This window comes from Mesorhizobium sp. LCM 4576, from assembly GCF_001854815.1.
Lineage (GTDB): Bacteria > Pseudomonadota > Alphaproteobacteria > Rhizobiales > Rhizobiaceae > Mesorhizobium > Mesorhizobium plurifarium.
The window spans coordinates 35,454-54,771 of sequence record NZ_MDDT01000016.1; the positions used below are offsets into that span (position 1 = coordinate 35,454).

Annotated in this window: 17 protein-coding genes; all 17 read right to left on the reverse strand. The window is 63.6% G+C overall.

The genetic code is table 11. The features are described from left to right. Positions 1-273: 273 nt before the first annotated feature. The gene (locus LCM4576_RS07905) at positions 274-957 is read right to left on the reverse strand and encodes an ABC transporter ATP-binding protein (protein WP_198540221.1); all 684 of its coding nucleotides are present in this window, start codon (positions 955-957) and stop codon (positions 274-276) included. Further along, entirely contained in the window at positions 954-2,240 is a 1,287-nt protein-coding gene (locus tag LCM4576_RS07910; protein ID WP_071031556.1) for a lipoprotein-releasing ABC transporter permease subunit, read from the reverse strand. Before LCM4576_RS07910 ends, LCM4576_RS07905 begins: the two co-directional genes overlap by 4 nt. Further along, a complete protein-coding gene (gene proS / locus LCM4576_RS07915; protein WP_071031557.1) occupies positions 2,237-3,565 on the reverse strand; it encodes a proline--tRNA ligase in 1,329 nt (442 codons plus the stop codon). Before proS ends, LCM4576_RS07910 begins: the two co-directional genes overlap by 4 nt. 563 nt (positions 3,566-4,128) lie before the next feature. Continuing rightward, positions 4,129-4,413 (reverse strand): DUF1467 family protein, encoded by a 285-nt coding sequence (locus LCM4576_RS07920; protein ID WP_071031559.1) that lies wholly within the window; start codon positions 4,411-4,413, stop codon positions 4,129-4,131. Beyond that, positions 4,410-4,814 carry a methylmalonyl-CoA epimerase gene (mce, locus tag LCM4576_RS07925; protein WP_071031561.1) on the reverse strand — a complete coding sequence of 135 codons (405 nt, stop codon included), beginning with the start codon at positions 4,812-4,814 and terminating at the stop codon, positions 4,410-4,412. Before mce ends, LCM4576_RS07920 begins: the two co-directional genes overlap by 4 nt. Before the next feature lie 148 nt (positions 4,815-4,962). Continuing rightward, on the reverse strand, positions 4,963-6,633 hold the full coding sequence (locus LCM4576_RS07930) for a ribonuclease J (protein ID WP_071031563.1): 1,671 nt from the start codon (positions 6,631-6,633) through the stop codon (positions 4,963-4,965). 94 nt (positions 6,634-6,727) lie between these two features. Beyond that, a complete protein-coding gene (locus tag LCM4576_RS07935; RefSeq protein ID WP_071031565.1) occupies positions 6,728-7,549 on the reverse strand; it encodes a biotin--[acetyl-CoA-carboxylase] ligase in 822 nt (273 codons plus the stop codon). A 4-nt stretch (positions 7,550-7,553) separates the two neighbouring features. Further along, the gene (gene nuoN / locus LCM4576_RS07940; protein WP_071031567.1) at positions 7,554-8,990 is read right to left on the reverse strand and encodes an NADH-quinone oxidoreductase subunit NuoN; all 1,437 of its coding nucleotides are present in this window, start codon (positions 8,988-8,990) and stop codon (positions 7,554-7,556) included. A gap of 14 nt (positions 8,991-9,004) precedes the next feature. After that, positions 9,005-10,510 carry an NADH-quinone oxidoreductase subunit M gene (locus tag LCM4576_RS07945; protein WP_071031569.1) on the reverse strand — a complete coding sequence of 502 codons (1,506 nt, stop codon included), beginning with the start codon at positions 10,508-10,510 and terminating at the stop codon, positions 9,005-9,007. Next, the gene (gene nuoL / locus LCM4576_RS07950; RefSeq protein WP_071031571.1) at positions 10,510-12,483 is read right to left on the reverse strand and encodes an NADH-quinone oxidoreductase subunit L; all 1,974 of its coding nucleotides are present in this window, start codon (positions 12,481-12,483) and stop codon (positions 10,510-10,512) included. The genes LCM4576_RS07945 and nuoL overlap by 1 nt, the downstream gene beginning before the upstream one ends. An 11-nt stretch (positions 12,484-12,494) precedes the next feature. Then, positions 12,495-12,803: an NADH-quinone oxidoreductase subunit NuoK gene (nuoK, locus tag LCM4576_RS07955; protein WP_027168992.1), complete on the reverse strand. Its 309-nt coding sequence runs from the start codon at positions 12,801-12,803 to the stop codon at positions 12,495-12,497. Between the two features lies 1 nt (position 12,804). Further along, positions 12,805-13,425 (reverse strand): NADH-quinone oxidoreductase subunit J, encoded by a 621-nt coding sequence (locus LCM4576_RS07960; RefSeq protein WP_071031573.1) that lies wholly within the window; start codon positions 13,423-13,425, stop codon positions 12,805-12,807. Between the two features lie 129 nt (positions 13,426-13,554). Next, positions 13,555-14,046 (reverse strand): NADH-quinone oxidoreductase subunit NuoI, encoded by a 492-nt coding sequence (nuoI, locus tag LCM4576_RS07965; RefSeq protein ID WP_040982026.1) that lies wholly within the window; start codon positions 14,044-14,046, stop codon positions 13,555-13,557. Continuing rightward, complete coding sequence (nuoH, locus tag LCM4576_RS07970; RefSeq protein WP_071031575.1) at positions 14,046-15,089, reverse strand: NADH-quinone oxidoreductase subunit NuoH; 1,044 nt, start codon at positions 15,087-15,089, stop codon at positions 14,046-14,048. Before nuoH ends, nuoI begins: the two co-directional genes overlap by 1 nt. Before the next feature lie 2 nt (positions 15,090-15,091). Then, positions 15,092-17,173, reverse strand: coding sequence for an NADH-quinone oxidoreductase subunit NuoG (nuoG, locus tag LCM4576_RS07975; protein ID WP_071031577.1), 2,082 nt, complete (start codon positions 17,171-17,173; stop codon positions 15,092-15,094). A 75-nt stretch (positions 17,174-17,248) separates the two neighbouring features. Continuing rightward, positions 17,249-17,932 carry an NADH-ubiquinone dehydrogenase gene (locus LCM4576_RS07980; protein ID WP_041007651.1) on the reverse strand — a complete coding sequence of 228 codons (684 nt, stop codon included), beginning with the start codon at positions 17,930-17,932 and terminating at the stop codon, positions 17,249-17,251. A 75-nt stretch (positions 17,933-18,007) separates the two neighbouring features. Then, complete coding sequence (nuoF, locus tag LCM4576_RS07985; protein ID WP_041007653.1) at positions 18,008-19,312, reverse strand: NADH-quinone oxidoreductase subunit NuoF; 1,305 nt, start codon at positions 19,310-19,312, stop codon at positions 18,008-18,010. Between the last annotated feature and the right edge of the window lie 6 nt (positions 19,313-19,318).

Below are 19,318 nucleotides of genomic sequence, written 5' to 3' on the forward strand. Positions count from 1 at the left end.
TCGGGCTTGCTGTGCGAGCACACCGCAGCCGTTTGCGATTGGCCAACGGCCGATGGCTTCGTCATTCTAGGCGGAGCAAGGAGCGAAGCGACGCGCGCAGACCCTAGAATCCATTCCGTGAAATTGATGCTTCGCTACGGTGCGGAACAAGCTTCTAGGAGCCGCCTCTGCCCCTTCTGCGGCATTGCATTCTTCGGCAGAGGTAACGGAATGGATCCTAGGGTCTTCGCTCCGCTTCGCGGAGCTTCGCCCTAGGATGACGACATTGGGGCCTCAGAGAGGCACCACCTTGCCCTCTGCCAATGTCACCCGCCGGTCCATGCGCCCGGCGAGTTCGTGGTTGTGGGTGGCGATCAGCGCCGCAAGGCCCGACTGCCTGACCAGCGCCTCCAGCGCGTCGAAGACGTAGGAAGCGGTGACCGGATCGAGATTGCCGGTCGGCTCGTCGGCCAGGAGCACCAGCGGCGCGTTGGYGACGGCGCGGGCAATGGCGACGCGTTGCTGCTCGCCGCCGGAAAGCTCGGCCGGCCGGTGCTGCGCGCGCTTGCCGATCTGCATATAGTCGAGCAGCTGCGCCGCCCGCTCGGATGCCTCCTTGGGGCCGAGCCCCTTGATCAGTTGCGGCATCATGATGTTCTCGAGCGCCGAGAACTCCGGCAGCAGATGATGGAACTGATAGACGAAGCCGACATCGTTGCGGCGGATCGCGGTGCGTTCCTCGTCCGACAGCCGGCCGCAGGCACGGCCGGCGAGGATCACGTCGCCCGCATCGGGCCGCTCCAGCAGCCCGGCCGTGTGCAAAAGGGTAGATTTGCCGGTGCCCGAAGGCGCCACCAGCGCCACCATCTCGCCGCGCCTGAGCGAAAAGTCGGCACCGTTCAGAATGGTGAGCTTGCGCGGCCCCTGGACATAGTGCCGCTCGACGCCCTTCAACTCGATAATGGCCTCGGCCATCATTCGTACCTCAAGGCTTCGACGGGATCGAGCCGGGCCGCCCGCCAGGCCGGAAACACCGTCGCGAGGAACGACAGGGCCAGCGCCATGATCACGACATAGGTCGTCTCGCGCGGATCCATCTTCGCCGGCAGCTGGCTAAGGAAATAGAGCTCGGGGTTGAACAGGATCCTGCCGGTCATCCAGGAGAAGAACTGGCGGATCGATTCGATGTTGATGCAGATGACGACGCCGAGCAGCACGCCGGCGATGGTGCCGGTGACGCCGATCGCCGCGCCCGTCATCAGGAAGATGCGCAGGATCGCGCCGCGCGAGGCGCCCATCGTTCGCAGGATGGCGATGTCGTGGCCCTTGTCCTTCACCAGCATGATGAGGCCGGAAATGATGTTGAGCGCCGCCACCAGCACGATCAGCGTGAGAATCATGAACATGACGTTGCGCTCGACCTGCAGGGCCGAGAAGAAGGTCTCGTTGCGTTGGCGCCAATCGACGAGGTCGACCGGCCGCTGYGCCGCCTGTTCGACCAGCGGCTTCAGYGCGTCGACATTGTCGGGATTGTCGACATAGATCTCGATCGTCTGCGCGCGCCCGTCCATGTTGAAATAGAGCTGGGCTTCCGAAAACGGCATATAGACGATCGAGCTRTCATATTCCGACATGCCGACCTCGAAGATCGCCRCCACCTTGTAGCCCTTCATGCGCGGCGTGGTGCCGAGCGGCGTCACGTCGCCCTCCGGCGAGATCAGCGTGATGGTGTCGCCGAGCACCAGCCCGAGGCTTTCCGCCATGCGCTTGCCGATCGCCACGCCGTCGCCGGTGTCGAAGCCGTCGAGCGTGCCCTGCTTGATGTTGCTGGCGACGATCGAAATCTTATTGAGGTCCTCGCCGCGGATGCCGCGCACCAGCGCGCCCGTGCCGCCGCCGACATTACCCTGCGCCAGCACCTGGCCGTCGATCAGCGGGATCGCGTATTTGACGCCCGAAACGCCGTTGATGCGGCTCGCCACCTGGGCGTAGTCCTCCAGTGGYGAATCGAGCGGCTGCACGATGAGATGGCCGTTGACACCGAGGATGCGGGTGAGCAACTCGGCGCGGAACCCGTTCATCACCGCCATGACGACGATCAGCGTCGCGACGCCCAGCATGATGCCGAGGAAGGAGATCGAGGCGATGACCGAGATCACCGTCTCCTTACGCCGCGAGCGCAGATAGCGCCACGCCACCATGCGCTCGAAGCCTGAGAAAGCGCCCGCCCCTGATCTGGCCGCTGCCGCCGCCTCGCTCATGCGGCGATACCCAAGCGCTTCTTGGCCTCGGCGATCGGCAGCGTCTCGCGCTCGCCCGACTTGCGGTTCTTGATCTCGACCTCGCCGGCGGCCACGCCGCGCGGGCCGACGATCACCTGCCACGGCAGGCCGATCAGGTCGGCGGTGGCGAATTTGCCGCCCGGACGCTGGTCGGTGTCGTCATAGAGCACGTCCTTGCCGGCCGAAGTAAGCGCCGCGTAGAGCTCGTCGCAGACACGGTCGCATTCGGCGTCGCCGATCTTCATGTTGATCAGGCCGATATCGAAGGGCGCCACCGCTTCCGGCCAGATGATGCCGTTCTCGTCATGGCTCGCCTCGATGATCGCCGCGACAAGGCGCGACGGGCCGATGCCGTAGGAACCGCCGGATGCATAATGGTCCTTGCCGTCGGGGCCGGTCACCTTGGCGTTCATCGGCTTGGAGTATTTCTCGCCGAAATGGAAGATATGGCCGACTTCGATGCCGCGCGCCGAGAGCCGGTCGCCTTCGGCGACTTTCTCCCAGGCCGCCTCGTCATGCATTTCGTCGGTGGCGGCGTAAGGCGTCGTCCATTTCTTCACGATGTCGCCGATCTCTGCATCGTTGGAGAAGTTGGTGTCCGCGCCCGGCACGTCGAGCGCGAGATAGGCGCGGTCGCAGAACACCTGGCTCTCGCCGGTCTCGGCCAGGATGATGAACTCATGGCTGAGGTCGCCGCCGATCGGGCCGGTGTCGGCGCRCATCGGAATGGCCTGCAGACCCATGCGCGTGAACGTCCTGAGATAGGAGACGAACATGYGATTGTAGGCGGCCTTCGCGCCCTCGAAATCGAGGTCGAAGGAATAGGCATCCTTCATCAGGAACTCTCTGCTGCGCATGACGCCGAAGCGCGGGCGCACCTCGTCGCGGAACTTCCATTGGATGTGGTAGAGATTGAGCGGCAGGTCCTTGTAGGACTTGACGTAAGCGCGAAAAATCTCGGTGACCATCTCTTCGTTGGTCGGACCGTAGAGCATGTCGCGGTCCTGGCGATCCTTGATGCGCAGCATCTCCTTGCCGTAGTCGTTGTAACGGCCGCTCTCGCGCCACAGATCCGCCGACTGGATGGTCGGCATCAGGATTTCCAGCGCGCCGGCGCGGTTCTGTTCCTCTCGGATGATCTGGCAGACCTTGTCCAGCACGCGCTTGCCCAGCGGCAGCCATGAAAAGCTGCCCTGCCCTTGCTGGCGGATCATGCCGGCGCGCAGCATCAGCCGGTGCGAGACGATCTCGGCCTCGCGGGGATTTTCTTTGAGAATGGGCAGGAAGTAGCGCGACAAACGCATGGACTGGTCCGTGAATGAAGATGGCGGCGCGGGGAATCGGCGCGCCTCAGGCTGCTTGCCCGGGCTTCATAGCCATTTCATGGCCGAATGGAAACCCGAGTGCCCCAAAGTGTCGGGCCTTCTGCACCTTACCAAAAAGGCGATTTTGGCTGCAAAGTGCCGCAAATGGCTTTTTGATCGATTCACAAGCAAGCGCTGCCGCACTATTGTGCAGTGCAGCACGATATTGCCTGTTTCGAGGCAAAATTCTTCGTGACATTTTCACCTGCCTTGGTCTAGTGTGCGCCGATAACCGAGAGGGCGGAGAAAAATCTGCTCTCCTACGCGGTCAAAGTCTTGGGAGGATGCGATCTAGGCGCGGTAACTCGCTGCCGCCGGACACCGGAAACGGATCGGACGCGTTTAAATTGCAAGGCCTCGTGCCTTGCATTTTTTTTGTGCAATCATCTGCTTAGCACGACCATCTGCCAAACAGCATCAGGCATGATCAGCCGTTGAAATCGGAAGCCGGCTTCCAATTTCAACCTTGGCGCGCGTGTGCTCTTCAATACTTGCGGAAACTGTCAGTGACTGACGTTCGGACTAAAGTCCGGCATGATCCGCATGATGTCGTCGAAGCTGAATCCCAGGCCCATCGTCAGGCCGTAGAGGATGCCCATCACGACCACCRTCACGATCGTCGCGCGGATGAAGGCGCGCAGCATATGCGGGCCGCGCGGCGCGCTGGAAACGGTGCCGAGCGTGACATCCTGGTCGTCGTCCTGYGTGCGCAGGCTGAACGGCAGAACGATGAACARCATCAGCCACCAGGTGACGAAGAACAGCGCGGCAAACAGAACCCAGTTCATGCCTGCTCCAGTTCGACCAGCGTGCCGAAGAAATCCTTGGGATGCAGGAACAGCACCGGCTTGCCGTGAGCCCCGATCTTCGGGTTGCCGTCGCCCAGCACGCGCGCGCCGCTTGCCTTCAGATGGTCGCGGGCAGCAAGGATATCGTCGACCTCGTAGCAGACATGATGCATGCCGCCCGAAGGGTTCTTCTCGAGGAACGCCGCGATGGGCGATGTCTCGCCCAGCGGCTCCAGCAATTCGATCTTGGTGTTGCCTACATCGACGAACACCACGGTCACGCCATGCTCCGRCAACGCCTGYGGCTCGCTCAATCGCGCGCCCAGCGTATCGCGATAGGCGGCCATCGCCGCGGCCAGGTCCGGCACGGCAAGCGCGACATGGTTGAGGCGTCCAAGCATTGGCGGTTTTCCTTAGGCAGTAGGCAGTAGGCAGTAGGCAGTAGGCAGTAGGCAGTAGGCAGTAGGCARTAGAGAAGAAGCAAATTTGGCGAGATGAAAGGCAATCGCCTTCCTATTGCCTATTGCCTATTGCCTAATCCCCACTGCCTCATCTCGTAACGAACACAGTCACCAGCGGCTTCTTGCCCCAGGCTTCGTTGGCCGCGGCGCGCACGGCGCGGCGCACCGCCTCCTGCACCAGGTCGAGGTCTTTTCGGCGCTGACGCGGAATAGAGTCCACCGCGCCGATTGCCGCATCGAGCATCAGGTCCTCCAGCGTCTCGCCGCTGGCATCCGCCTCGGCGACGCCGATCGCCACCAGGTCGGGGTCGCCGGCAAGCTCATATTTGTCGTCGAGAACGACATTGACCGCGACATGGCCGGCGAAGGAAAGCTTGCGGCGATCGCGTATGCCCATCGCCTGGTCGGTGCCGATCAACAGGCCGTCCTTGTAGAGCCGGCCGAACGGCACCTGGTCGATGATCGTCGCCGGGCCGGGCCATAGTCTCAGCATGTCGCCGTCGCGCACCTGCGCCACCTGGCCGATGCCGGACATCGACATCAGCGAGCCCTGCGCCACCAGATGCGCCGCCTCGCCATGCACGGGAACGCCGATCTGCGGCCGTACCCATTCATACATCTTGCGCAACTCGCTGCGGCGCGGATGGCCGGAGACATGCACCAGCGCATCGCCGTCCTCGATGATCTTCATGCCGAGGTCGATCAGCCGGTTCTTGATCTCGAGGATCGCCTTTTCGTTGCCGGGAATGGTGCGCGAGGAAAACACCACCGTATCGCCGGCCGTCAGCGCCACCGACTTCATCTCGTCGCGCGAAAGCTTTGCCAATGCCGCCAGCGGCTCGCCCTGGCTGCCGGTGCAGATGATCACCAGGTTCTCGCGCKGGATATAGCCATAGTCCTCCTCGGCGATGAATTCCGGCAGGCCGTCCATGTAGCCGAGCTCGCCCGCCACATCGATGACGCGCTTCAGCGAGCGGCCGAGCACGAGACATTGCCGGCCGGCATCGCGCGCCGCCCTGGCGATCGAGACGATGCGCCCGACATTGGAGGAGAAGGTGGTGACGGCGACGCGGCCTTTGGCTTGCTCGATGACGCCCTTGAGCCCCTCGCCGACCGCCACTTCCGACGGCGACTCCCCTTCCCGCAACGCATTGGTGGAATCGCAGATCAGCGCCAGCACGCCCTTGTCGCCATAGGCGCGGAAGCGCGCCTCGTCGGTCTTCGGACCGATCGTCGGCGCCGGATCGATCTTCCAGTCGCCGGTGTGGATCACGGTGCCGGCGGGCGTGGTGATCGCCAGCGACATCGGCTCGGGGATCGAATGCGCCACGGGAATGGCCTCGATCTCGAACGGCCCGATGGTGAATTTCTCGCCGGCCCGGTAGATCGACGCCGGGATCTTCGGCGCGTTCTGCTCGCCCTGCCGCTTGGCTTCGAGYAGGCCGGCGGTGAACGGCGTCATCCATACAGGCGCTTTAAGCTTCGGCCAGATGTCGAGCAGCGCGCCGTAATGGTCCTCATGCGCATGGGTGATGACGATGCCGCGCAAGCCGTCGAGGTTCTCCTCGATGAAGCGCGTATCGGGCAGGATCAGGTCGACGCCGGGATGCGCCGAGTCCGGAAAGGTGACGCCGACATCGACGATGACCCACTCCCGCGCGTCGGCAGGCCCATAGCCGTAGAGGGCGAAGTTCATGCCGATCTCGCCGACGCCGCCCAGCGGCGCGAAGACGAGCTCGGCGTTTTCTCTATTCGCCATGAATTCTTTCCTTCCTGGCCGTCAGGCCAAGCCGTTGGGGCAGTTCCGGGAAAAGTGTGTCACGGTTTTCCGTCCGGAATTGCACAAAACAAAACTATACCCGGGCCGAGGCGACCGCRCCGAAATGCACGTCGCCGGCCGCGATCGTCAAAACCGATCCCTCATCGTCGCGGATCACGAAACGGCAGTCCTCGTCAATGGTCTCGAAGACGCCGCGCACCACATTGCCGTCAATTCTGACAGCAACCTCGCCGCCGAGGCCTGCCGCGCGGGCAAGCCAGCGCCTTCTGATGGCATCGAGCCCGCGCCCGTCATCCCACAGCCGGGCATTCTCGCTCCAGGCATCCGAGAGCGCCAGGAACAGCGTTTCGGCATCGCAATCGGCGCCCAATGCCTGCAGCGACGTCGCCGGATAAGGCAAATCCTGCGGATAAGCCACGACATTGACACCGATGCCGATGGCGACCGCGAAACGGCTGCCTTCCAGCATGCTCGATTCCAAAAGGATGCCGGCAAGCTTGGCGCCCGAAGCCAGCACGTCGTTCGGCCATTTCAGCTCGAAACGGTTGCGGCCCTGGCTCGCGCCATCGACGGCGACGGCGATCCRGCCTTTCGGCACGACGGCGTCGAGYGCGTCGGCCAGCGCCAGYCCTGCGACGAAGCCGAGCGTCGCCGCAAGCCGCAGCTCGCCGCCCGGAACCAGGAGCAATGTCGCCGCAAGATTGCCTTCCGGCGTCGCCCAGGCGCGGCCACGTCGACCGCGACCGCTTTCCTGCTTCTTCGAAACGACCCAGAGTTTTCCCGCATCGCCGGCGCGCGCATGGTCCAGCGCCAGCGCGTTAGTGGAGCCGACGCTGTCATGCGTCTCGAGCCGGAACCCCTCCGACGCCGCGGTTGGAGCCAGTCGAAACGCCATCCGGTCAGAAGAAGGTCTTCGCGGCGGCTTCGGCATAATTGCCGATCGGCCCGCCGATCAGCACGTAGAACAGCACGAAGGCACCGCTGACGCCGAGCACCAGGCGCAGTTCGCTCGCCATCGGCACGAAACCGCCGACCGGCTCGTCGAACCACATGATCTTGATGATACGCAGGTAATAGTAGGCGCCCACCACCGAGGCCAGCACGCCGATGATCGCCAGCGCGTAAAGATGCGCGTTGATGGCGGCCAGGAACACGTACCACTTCCCCCAGAAGCCGGCGAGCGGCGGAATGCCGGCCAGYGAGAACATCAGGATGGTGAGGATGGTGGCCATGATCGGGTTGGTCGAAGCAAGGCCGGCCAGATCGCCGATCTGCTCGACATTGCCTTCCTTGCGCCGCATGGCGAGGATGAAGGCGRAGGTGCCGAGCGTCATCACCAGATAGATCAGCATGTAGATGACGACGCCGCGCACGCCGGACTGGCTGTTGGCGGCAAGGCCGACCAGCGCGTAGCCCATATGGCCGATCGAGGAATAGGCCATCAGGCGCTTGATGTTGGTCTGGCCGATGGCCGCGAAGGCGCCGAGCGCCATCGAGGCGATCGAGATGAAGACCACGATCTGCTGCCAGTCCGAGGCGATCGGCTTGAAGGCGCCCATGGTGACGCGCACGATCAGYGCCATCGCCGCCATTTTCGGCGCRGCTGCCAGGAAGGCGGTGATCGGCGTCGGCGCGCCTTCATAGACGTCCGGCGTCCACATGTGGAACGGCACGGCCGAGATCTTGAAGGCGAGGCCGGCAAGCACGAACACCAGGCCAAAGACAAGGCCGAGTTGCCGCTCGCCGCTGCCCAGYGCCGTCGCGATTTCCTGGAAGCCGGTGTTGCCGGTGTAGCCGTAGACGAGGCTGATGCCGTAGAGCAGCATGCCCGAGGACAGCGCGCCGAGGACGAAATATTTCAGGCCAGCTTCGGTCGAGCGCAGATTGTCGCGGTTGATCGCCGCCAGCACATAGATCGCCAGCGACTGYAGCTCGAGCCCGAGATAGAGCCCGATCATGCCGTTGGCCGAGATCATCAGCATCATGCCGAGCGTGCAGAGCAAGATAAGCACCGGGAATTCGAACTTGTCGAAATGTTCCTGCTTGGCAAAGCGCATCGACATGACGAGCGTCACCGCCGAGCCGATCAGCGCCAGCATCTTCATGAAGGCGCTGAAGGAATCCTGCACGAAGGCGCCGCCATAGGCAGCGCCCTGCCCGCCGGAGAAGGCGARCCACAGGCCGGCCACCACCAGCACGAGGACGGCCAGGCCGGTCACGGTCATGGTGCTGTTGGAGYGCGAATAGGCCCCGATCATCAGGAGCACCAGCGCGCCGACCGCCAGGATCAGTTCCGGCGTCGAAAGCGAAAAGCTGGAGAGAAGGTCCRGCGTCATGGTCTATTCCCCAGTCAGTTCGCCGCCGCGGTCTGCGCGGAATTGATGGAAGYGGTGACGTTGGTGACGAGCGCCTTGACCGATTGGGCGGTCGCGTCGAACACCGGCGCCGGATAGACGCCGAAGAAGATGACCAGCACCACCAATGGATACATGATCGCCTTCTCGCGCGGCGAGAGATCCAACAGGTTCTTCAGGCTGTCCTTGGTCAGCGCGCCGAAGATCACCCGGYGGTAGAGCCACAGCGCGTAAGCCGCCGACAGGATGACGCCGGTGGCGGCGAAGAACGCCACCCAGGTGTTGACCCGGAAGACGCCGAGCATGGTCAGGAATTCGCCGATGAAGCCGCTGGTGCCTGGAAGCCCGACATTGGCCATGGTGAAGATCATGAACACGGTGGCGTATTTTGGCATGTTGTTGACGAGGCCRCCATAGGCATCGATCTCGCGCGTATGCATGCGGTCGTAGATGACGCCGACGCACAGGAACAGCGCGCCCGAGACGAGGCCGTGGCTGAGCATCTGATAGATCGCCCCCTGCACGCCTTCCTGGTTCATCGCGAAGATGCCCATGGTGACGAAGCCCATATGGGCGACCGAGGAATAGGCGATCAGCTTCTTSATGTCCTCCTGCATCAGCGCCACCAGCGAGGTGTAGATGATGGCGACGACGGAGAGCGTGAACACCAGCGGCGCGAACATCGCCGAGGCTTCCGGGAACATCGGCAGCGRGAAGCGCAGGAAGCCRTAGCCGCCCATCYTCRAGAGAATGGCGGCCAGGATGACCGAGCCCGCCGTTGGCGCTTCGACATGCGCGTCGGGCAGCCACGTGTGCACCGGCCACATCGGCATCTTCACCGCGAAGGAGGCGAAGAAGGCGAGCCACAGCCAAGTCTGCATGTTGGCCGGGAAGTGATGCGTCAGAAGCGTCGGGATGTCGGTGGTGCCCGAYTGGAAGAACATCGCCATGATGGCGAGCAGCATCAGCACCGAGCCGGCAAGCGTGTAGAGGAAGAACTTGAACGAGGCATAGACGCGCCGCTTGCCGCCCCAGACGCCGATGATGATGAACATCGGAATCAGGCCGGCCTCGAAGAAGACGTAGAACAAGACGATGTCGAGCGCGCAGAACACGCCAATCATCAGCGTCTCGAGGATCAGGAAGGCGATCATATAGGCCTTGACCCGCTTCTCGATCGCTTCCCAGGAGGCGAGGATGGAAAGCGGCATCAGGAAGGTGGTCAGGATGACGAACAGCATCGATATGCCGTCGACGCCCATATGGTAGGAGATGCCTGAATCCAGCCAGGCGTGCTTCTCGACGAACTGGAAGCCGRCCTGCGAATTGTCGAAGCCCGTCCAGATGAACAGCGAAATGACGAAGGTGAACGCCGTCGTGATGAAGGCGATGGCGCGGATGTTGCGGCGCGCGTTTTCGCTGTCGTCGCTGATCGGCAGAATGAGGAGAACACCAACCAGCGGCAGGAAGGTGACCAGCGAGAGGATTGGCCAGTCGGTCATCAGAGCATCATCCAGGTGACGAGAGCGGCCACGCCGATCAGCATGGCGAAGGCGTAGTGGTAGAGATAGCCGGTCTGCAGCTTGACGACACGGTTGGTGACGTCAATGACGYGCGCCGAGACACCGTCGGGGCCGAGGCCGTCGATGATGGCGCCGTCGCYGGTCTTCCACAGGAACCTGCCGAGACGTTTTGCGGGCTGCACGAACAGGAAGTCGTAGAGCTCGTCGAAGTACCACTTGTTGAGCAGGAAGGCATAGAGGCCGCGATGCTGCGCCGCCAGTTCCTTCGGCGTCTCCGGCTTGCGGATGTAGAACTGCCAGGCGACGAGCAGACCGATCACCATGGCAACGAACGGCGCCAGTTCCACCCAGAGCGGCAGCTCGTGGATCTCGTGCAGGATGTGGTTGTCCGGCAGCGTGAACAGCGACGCCTTCCAKAATTCGGCATAGCCCTCGCCGATGAAGGCGCCGTGGAAGATGACGCCGGCAAACAGCGCGCCTGCGGCAAGCACGTAAAGCGGCACCAGCATCACCGGCGGCGATTCGTGGACATGATGCATGACCTCGTGGCTGGCGCGCGGCTCGCCGTGGAAGGTCATGAAGATCAGCCGCCACGAATAGAAGCTGGTGAAGCAGGCGGCGACCACCAGCAGGATAAAGGCAAAGCCCGCGACCGCATTATGGCCGGCGAAGGAGGTCTCGATAATGGCGTCCTTGGAGAAGAAGCCGGCGGTGCCGATCACCGTTGCCGGGATGCCGACGCCGGTGAGCGCCAGCGTGCCGATGATCATCATCCAGTAGGTGGTCGGGATCAGCTTGCGGAGCCCGCCCATCTTGCGCATGTCCTGCTCGTCGGACACCGCATGAATGACCGAGCCGGAGCCGAGGAACAGCAGCGCCTTGAAGAAGGCGTGGGTGAACAGGTGGAAGATCGCCGCGCCATAGGCGCCGACGCCGAGCGCCACGAACATGTAGCCGAGCTGCGAGCAGGTCGAATAAGCGATGACGCGCTTGATGTCGTTCTGGACGAGGCCGACGGTCGCCGCGAAGAAGGCGGTGAAGGCGCCGATGAAGGTGACGACGGTCAGCGCGGTGTGTGACAGCTCGAACAGCGGCGAGAGCCTCGCCAGCATGAACACGCCGGCGGTCACCATGGTCGCCGCGTGGATGAGCGCGGAGACCGGCGTCGGGCCTTCCATGGCGTCCGGCAGCCATGTGTGCAGCGGCACCTGCGCCGACTTGCCCATGGCGCCCATGAAGAGCAGCAGGCATACCACGGTCAGCGCCGTCTGCTTGTCGAGCGCATGGCCGAGGAAGGTGAGCACGGCGGCACCCGCCGGCGCTCCTTCGGCCGGCAGGAACGAGGCCGCATTGGCGAAGACGGTGCTCAGATTGACCGAGCCGAACAGCACGAACACGCCGAAGATGCCGAGCGCGAAACCGAAGTCGCCGACGCGGTTGACGACGAAAGCCTTGATGGCGGCGGCATTGGCCGACGGCTTCTTGTACCAGAAGCCGATCAGCAGATAGGAGGCCAGACCGACGCCTTCCCAGCCGAAGAACATCTGGATGAGGTTGTCGGCCGTCACCAGCATCAGCATCGCGAAGGTGAACAGCGACAGATAGGCGAAGAAGCGCGGCCGGTTCGGATCGTGGTGCATGTAGCCGATCGAATAGATGTGGACCAGCGCCGACACGGTGTTGACGACGATCAGCATCACCACCGTCAGCGTGTCGATCCGCAACGCCCAGGACGTGTCGATGCCGCCCGACTGGATCCAGCGCAGCACCGGCACGGTGAACACCTCGCCATGCCCGAAACCGACGGTGAAGAAGGCGATCCACGACAGCACCGCCGCGATCACCAGGAAGCCGGAGGTGATGTATTCGGAAGCCTTGGCGCCGAGCGAATTGCCGAACAGGCCGACAATCAGGAAGCCAAGCAGCGGAAGGAAGACGATAGCCTGATACATGATGGTTCCCGTCAACCCTTCATCGCGCTCACGTCTTCGACCGCGATCGAGCCGCGGTTGCGGAAGAAGACGACAAGAATGGCAAGACCGATCGCGGCCTCAGCGGCCGCTACCGTCAGYACGAACAGGGCGAACACCTGTCCGACGAGGTCATGCAGCGCCGCCGAGAACGCGACGAAATTGATGTTGACCGCCAGCAGGATGAGCTCGATCGACATCAGGATGACGATGATGTTGCGACGGTTCAGGAAGATGCCGAACACGCCGAGCGTGAACAGGATCGCCGATACGGTCAGGTAATGTGCAATGCCGACGACCATCTCAGATGCCCTCGCCCGATTTGACCTTGCGGATTTCCATGCCCGTAGCCGGCGTGCGGCCGACCTGTGCGGCGATCGACTGCCGCTTGACGCCTTCCTTGTGGCGCAGCGTCAGCACGATGGCGCCGATCATGGCGACCAGCAGCACCAGGCCGGAAATCTGGAAATAATAGAGGTAGTCCGTATAGAGGATGTCRCCGAGCGCGGCCGTGTTGGAGCGCGTGGCAAGATCCGGCGTTGTCTTGGCGACCGTCGAGGCAAGCTGCGGCGCGAATGTGTAGCCGCCGAGCACGATGATCAGCTCCGCCGCCAGGATCAACCCGACCAGCGCGCCGATCGGCGCGTATTGCAGGGCGCCCTGCTTCATCTCGGCGAAGTCGACGTCGAGCATCATGACGACGAACAGGAACAGCACCATCACCGCGCCGACATAGACGACGAGCAGGATCATCGCCAAGAACTCGGCGCCGGTCAGCATGAACAGGCCGGCCGCGTTGAAGAAGGTGAGGATCAGGAAGAGCACAGAATGCACGGGGTTGCGCGACGAAATGACCATGAAGGCCGACGCCACGGCGATAAAGGCGAAGAGGTAGAAAAAGGCCGCCTCTAGTCCACTCAGCATGGGTTCCCCCGGGTTCCAAATTCCGACTCCGACCCGCCTCCGGTTCGAAACCGCGTGTTCCTTAGACGGACGACGTTGCGCCGTCCACTTTCTTGTTCCTTCCCCCGTTTACGGGGAGAAGCACGCTAATCACCTATAGGGAGCATCCAGCGCGATGTTACGCGCCAGCTCACGCTCCCAGCGATCGCCGTTCGCGAGCAGCTTTTCCTTGTTGTAGTAAAGCTCCTCGCGCGTCTCGGTCGCGAACTCGAAATTCGGTCCCTCGACGATGGCGTCGACCGGGCAGGCTTCCTGGCAGAAGCCGCAATAGATGCACTTCACCATGTCGATGTCGTAGCGCACGGTGCGGCGCGTGCCGTCATTGCGGCGCGGACCGGCCTCGATGGTGATGGCCTGCGCCGGGCAGATCGCTTCGCACAGCTTGCAGGCGATGCAGCGTTCCTCGCCGTTCGGATAACGGCGCAGCGCATGCTCGCCGCGGAAGCGCGGGCTGGTCGGCCCCTTCTCGTGCGGGTAGTTGATCGTTTCCTTCGGCGCGAAGAATTGGCGCATCGAGAGGAAGAAGGCGCTGACGAAATCCTTCAGCAGCAGCGACTTTGCGGCCTGGGCCAGAGCGGACATCACGCAAACCCCGTGATCTTGAGGAAGGCCGCGGTGGCGACGACCATGAACAGCGAGATCGGCAGGAAGACCTTCCAGCCCAGCCGCATCAGCTGGTCGTAGCGGTAGCGCGGCACAAAAGCCTTCACCATCGAGAACATGAAGAACATCAGGCAGATCTTCAGCACGAACCAGATCACCCCTGGTACCCAGGTGAAGGGCGCGAAATCGAACGGTGGCAGCCAGCCGCCGAGGAACAGGATGGTCGCCAGCGCGCACATCAGGACGACGGCGACATACTCGCCGAGGAAGAAGAGCAGGAACGGCGTCGACGAATACTCGACCATGTGGCCGGCGACGAGTTCCGATTCCGCCTCCACGAGGTCGAAGGGCGGGCGGTTCGTCTCGGCAAGCGCGGAGATGAAGAACACCACGAACATCGGCAGCAGCGACAGCCAGTGCCAGTCGAGGAAGGTGTTCGGCAGGCCAAGCTTGGTGCCGAGCCCGTCCTGCTGCGACATGACGATGTCGGAGAGGTTGAGCGAACCGACGCAGAGCAGCACGGTGACGATGACGAAGCCGAWCGAGACTTCGTAGGACACCATCTGCGCGGCCGAGCGCAGCGCGCCGAGGAACGGATATTTCGWGTTGGACGCCCAGCCGCCCATGATCACGCCATAGACCTCGAGCGAGGAGATGGCGAAGACATAGAGGATGCCGACATTGATGTTGGCGATCGCCCAGCCCTCATTGACCGGAATGACCGCCCAGGCCGAGATCGCCAGCACCGCCGACACCAGCGGCGCCAGAAGGAACACCCCCTTGTTGGCGCCCGACGGGATCACCGGCTCCTTGAAGACGAATTTCAGAAGGTCGGCAAAAGCCTGCAACGTGCCCCAAGGACCGACGACGTTCGGGCCGCGGCGCAGCTGCACCGCCGCCCAGATCTTGCGGTCGGCATAGAGCAGATAGGCGACGCCGATCAAAAGCACGACGATCAGCACGACCGACTTCAGAAGGATCAGCAGCGCCGGCAGCACGTAGAAGGAGAAGAAGGTGTCCATGCTTATTCCGCCGCCTGCTTGAAGCCGCTCTTGGCCAGCGCCGAGCATTCGGCCATCACGGCCGACGCCCGCGCGATCGGGTTGGTCAGATAGAAGTCCTTCACCGGTGAGGTGAAGGTGCCCTTGTTCAGCCGGCCGCCAAGYTTTGCCGCCCTAGCGACATCGTCGGCGCTGCCCGCCTGCACCTGGTCGATGCGGGCGAGATGCGGGAACTCGCCATAGAGCTTGGCGCGCAGCTGCGCCAGCGAATCGAAGGGCAGCTTCTTGCCGAGCACGTCCGACAGCGCCCGCAGGATCGCCCAGTCCTCGCGTGCTTCGCCCGGAGCGAATCCGGCGCGGTTGGTCTGCTGCACGCGGCCTTCCGTGTTGACATAGGTGCCGGACTTTTCCGTGTAGGCGGCGGCCGGCAGGATGACGTTGGCGCGGTGCGCGCCGGCATCGCCATGCGTGCCGATATAGACGACGAAGGCGCCGCCGGTCCTGGCCATGTCGATTTCGTCGGCGCCGAGCAGGAAGAGCAGATCGGTCTCGCCCAGCATGCCGGCGACATCCTTGCCCCCCTCGCCCGGCACGAAACCGACATCAAGGCCACCGACTCTTGCCGCAGCGTTGTGCAGCACCGCAAAGCCGTTCCATTCGGCCGTGACCGCGTTGACGGCGGTGGCTAGCTTCGCCGCCTGGCCGAGCACTGCCGCGCCGTCCGGGCGCGCCAGAGCGCCCTGGCCGACGATGATCAGCGGATGCGTGGCCTTGCTCAGCACCTCGAAGAACTTGCCGTTGCCGTCGGCGAGATCCTTGAGCGATTCCGGGCCGGCGCCGATCAGCTCGTAATCGTAACGCGTATCGCCGATCTCGCCGATCACGCCGACCGGCAGGTTGCCGACGCGCCAGCGCTTGCGGATGCGGGCATTGAGCACCGAAGCCTCGAAGCGCGGATTGGCGCCGATGATCAGCACCGCGTCGGCCTGCTCGATACCTTCGATGGTCGGGTTGAAGATGTAGCTGGCGCGGCCGAGCGAGGGATCGAGCGCTGCACCGTCCTGGCGGCAGTCGATGTTCTTCGAGCCGAGCGCGTTCATCAGAAGCTTCAGCGCATAGATCTCTTCGACGGCCGCGAGGTCRCCGGCGATCGCGCCGATCCRCTCGGGCGCGGTCTTCGACACCTGTTCCTTGATTGCGGCGAAGGCTTCGGCCCAGCTTGCCGGAACGAGCTTGCCGTCCTTGCGCACATAGGGGCGGTCGAGGCGCTGCGTGCGCAGGCCGTCCCAGATGAAGCGGGTCTTGTCGGAAATCCACTCCTCGTTCACCGCCTCGTTGACGCGCGGCAGGATGCGCATCACTTCGCGGCCCCTGGAGTCGACGCGGATCGCCGAGCCGACGGCGTCCATGACATCGATCGATTCCGTCTTGGTCAGTTCCCACGGCCGCGCCTGGAAGGCGAACGGCTTGGAGGTCAGCGCGCCGACCGGGCACAGATCGATGACGTTGCCCTGCAGCTCCGACGTCATCGCCTGTTCGAGATAGGTGGTGATCTCGGCATCCTCGCCGCGGCCGATCAGGCCGAGCTCGGAAATGCCGGCGACCTCGGTGGTGAAGCGGACGCAGCGCGTGCAATGGATGCAACGGTTCATCACCGTCTTGACCAGCGGGCCGATATACTTGTCTTCGACCGCGCGCTTGTTCTCGTGATAGCGCGAGGAATCGACGCCGAAGGCCATCGCTTGGTCCTGCAGGTCGCATTCGCCGCCCTGGTCGCAGATCGGGCAGTCCAGCGGATGGTTGATCAGCAGGAATTCCATCACGCCTTCGCGGGCCTTCTTGACCATCGGCGTGTTGGTGAAGATTTCCGGCGGCTCGCCATTCGGGCCCGGGCGCAGGTCGCGCACGCCCATGGCGCAGGACGCCTGCGGCTTGGGCGGGCCGCCCTTCACCTCGATCAGGCACATGCGGCAATTGCCGGCGATCGACAGCCGCTCATGGAAGCAGAAGCGCGGCACTTCAGCGCCGGCGTCCTCGGCCGCCTGCAGCAGCGTGTAATGGTCGGGTACCGTGATCTCTTTCCCGTCGACCTTTAGCTTTGCCATTCGCCTCAAACCCCTTGCGGATTTCCGCAATCTCTATCTTCCGGGCGCGGCTTGCGCCGCGCCTGGCATCTCAATTCACTTCTTCGCGGCGAGCGCCGCCGCTTGAGCAGTCCAGTCGTCGCGGCCGATGCGGCCGGCGAGCGACAGATAATCTTCCACCCAGGCGATCTCTTCCGACGTCCAGGCGGCGATCTGGCCATAGGTCCAGATGCCGAGACCGTTGAGCACCTTCTCCAGCTTCGGCCCGATACCTGAAATCGCCTTCAGGTCCGACGGTTTCGCTGGCTTGTCGAGCGCCTTCGGCTGCCTGAAATCCTCAGGCATCAGCCCGGTTGCAGCCGGTTGGGCGACGAGACCGGACCCGGTCGCGTCGAGCGCCTTCTCGGTCGCGTTCGCCGCGATGTCGGTCACGTCCCTGGCGAAGGTCTGCGCCCTGGCGATCAGCGTCTCTGTCGCCTTGCGCGCCTTGGTGGCGTTGGCGGCCGCTTCGCTCTGCGCCTCGAGATCGTCGAGGAAAGGCTGGAACATGCGCTGCGAGGCTTCCAGCGCGCCGGTGAAGGCGCCCATCCACATGCCGACGGCATGATTGGCAAGACCGATGCTGAGCGCCGACATCGCAGCGGCGCCCGCGACCGGATGCGCCAGAAGGTTGACGGCGCTGGCCATCTCCTTCGGCATCATCTTGGTCAGGTCCTGGTTCATCTTCTCGAGTTGTTCCAAATCAGGCATGAACGGATAGGGTATCGAATACGGCGCCATAGAGATCTCCTGGTCGTTTCTTCGTATGCCCCGCCCCTGCTGTCAGTCTTGGGCTTTCGCCCATATTCCAAAATCCTATTCCGCCGCGACCATCACCGGCTCGACCCGGTGCGCGTTGCGCGAAAACTCGTCGATGCGGCGTTCCACCTCGCCGCGGAAATGCCGCATGAGGCCCTGGATCGGCCAGGCCGCCGCGTCGCCCAACGCGCAGATCGTGTGGCCCTCGACCTGCTTGGTGACGTCGAGCAGCATGTCGATCTCGCGCTTCTGCGCCTCGCCGCGCACCAATCGCTCCATCACCCGCCACATCCAGCCGGTGCCTTCGCGGCACGGAGTGCACTGGCCGCAGCTCTCATGCTTGTAGAAGTAGGACAGCCTGGCGATCGCCTTCACGACATCGGTCGACTTGTCCATGACGATGACGGCCGCCGTGCCGAGGCCGGATTTCAGGTCGCGCAGCGCGTCGAAATCCATCGGCGCGTCCATGATCTGCTCGGCCGGCACCAGCGGCACCGAAGCGCCGCCCGGAATGACCGCCAGAAGATTGTCCCAGCCGCCACGGATGCCGCCGCAATGCGTCTCGATCAGTTCGCGGAACGGAATCGACATCGCCTCTTCGAAGGTGCAAGGGTTGTTGACGTGGCCGGAGACGCAGAACAGCTTGGTGCCGGCATTGTTCGGACGGCCGAAGGACGAGAACCAGGCCGCTCCCCGACGCAGGATGGTTGGCGCCACCGCGATCGATTCGACGTTGTTGACGGTGGTCGGGCAGCCATAGAGGCCGACATTGGCCGGGAATGGCGGCTTCAGCCGCGGCTGGCCCTTCTTGCCCTCGAGGCTTTCGAGCAGCGCGGTCTCCTCGCCGCAGATATAGGCGCCGGCGCCGTGGTGCATGTAGACCTCGAAGTCGTAGCCGGACGTGTTGTTCTTGCCGATCAGCTTGGCCGCGTAGGCCTCATCGATAGCGCGCTGCAGCGCTTCGCGCTCGCGGATGAATTCGCCACGCACATAGATATAGGCAGCGACCGCGCCCATGGCGAAGCCGGCGACCAGCGCGCCCTCGACCAGCGTGTGCGGATCGTTGCGCAGGATATCGCGATCCTTGCAGGTGCCGGGCTCGGATTCGTCGGCGTTGATGACCAGATAGCTCGGCCGCCCGTCGCTCTGCTTGGGCATGAACGACCACTTCAGCCCGGTCGGGAAGCCGGCACCGCCGCGGCCGCGCAGGCCGGACGCCTTCATCTCGTTGACGATCCAGTCGCGGCCCTTGGCGATGAGGCCGGGCGTATCGTCCCAGATGCCGCGCGACTGCGCGCCGGCCAGCGACTTGTCGAACAGGCCGTAGATGTTGGTGAAGATGCGGTCTTTGTCCTGAAGCATTTTTCG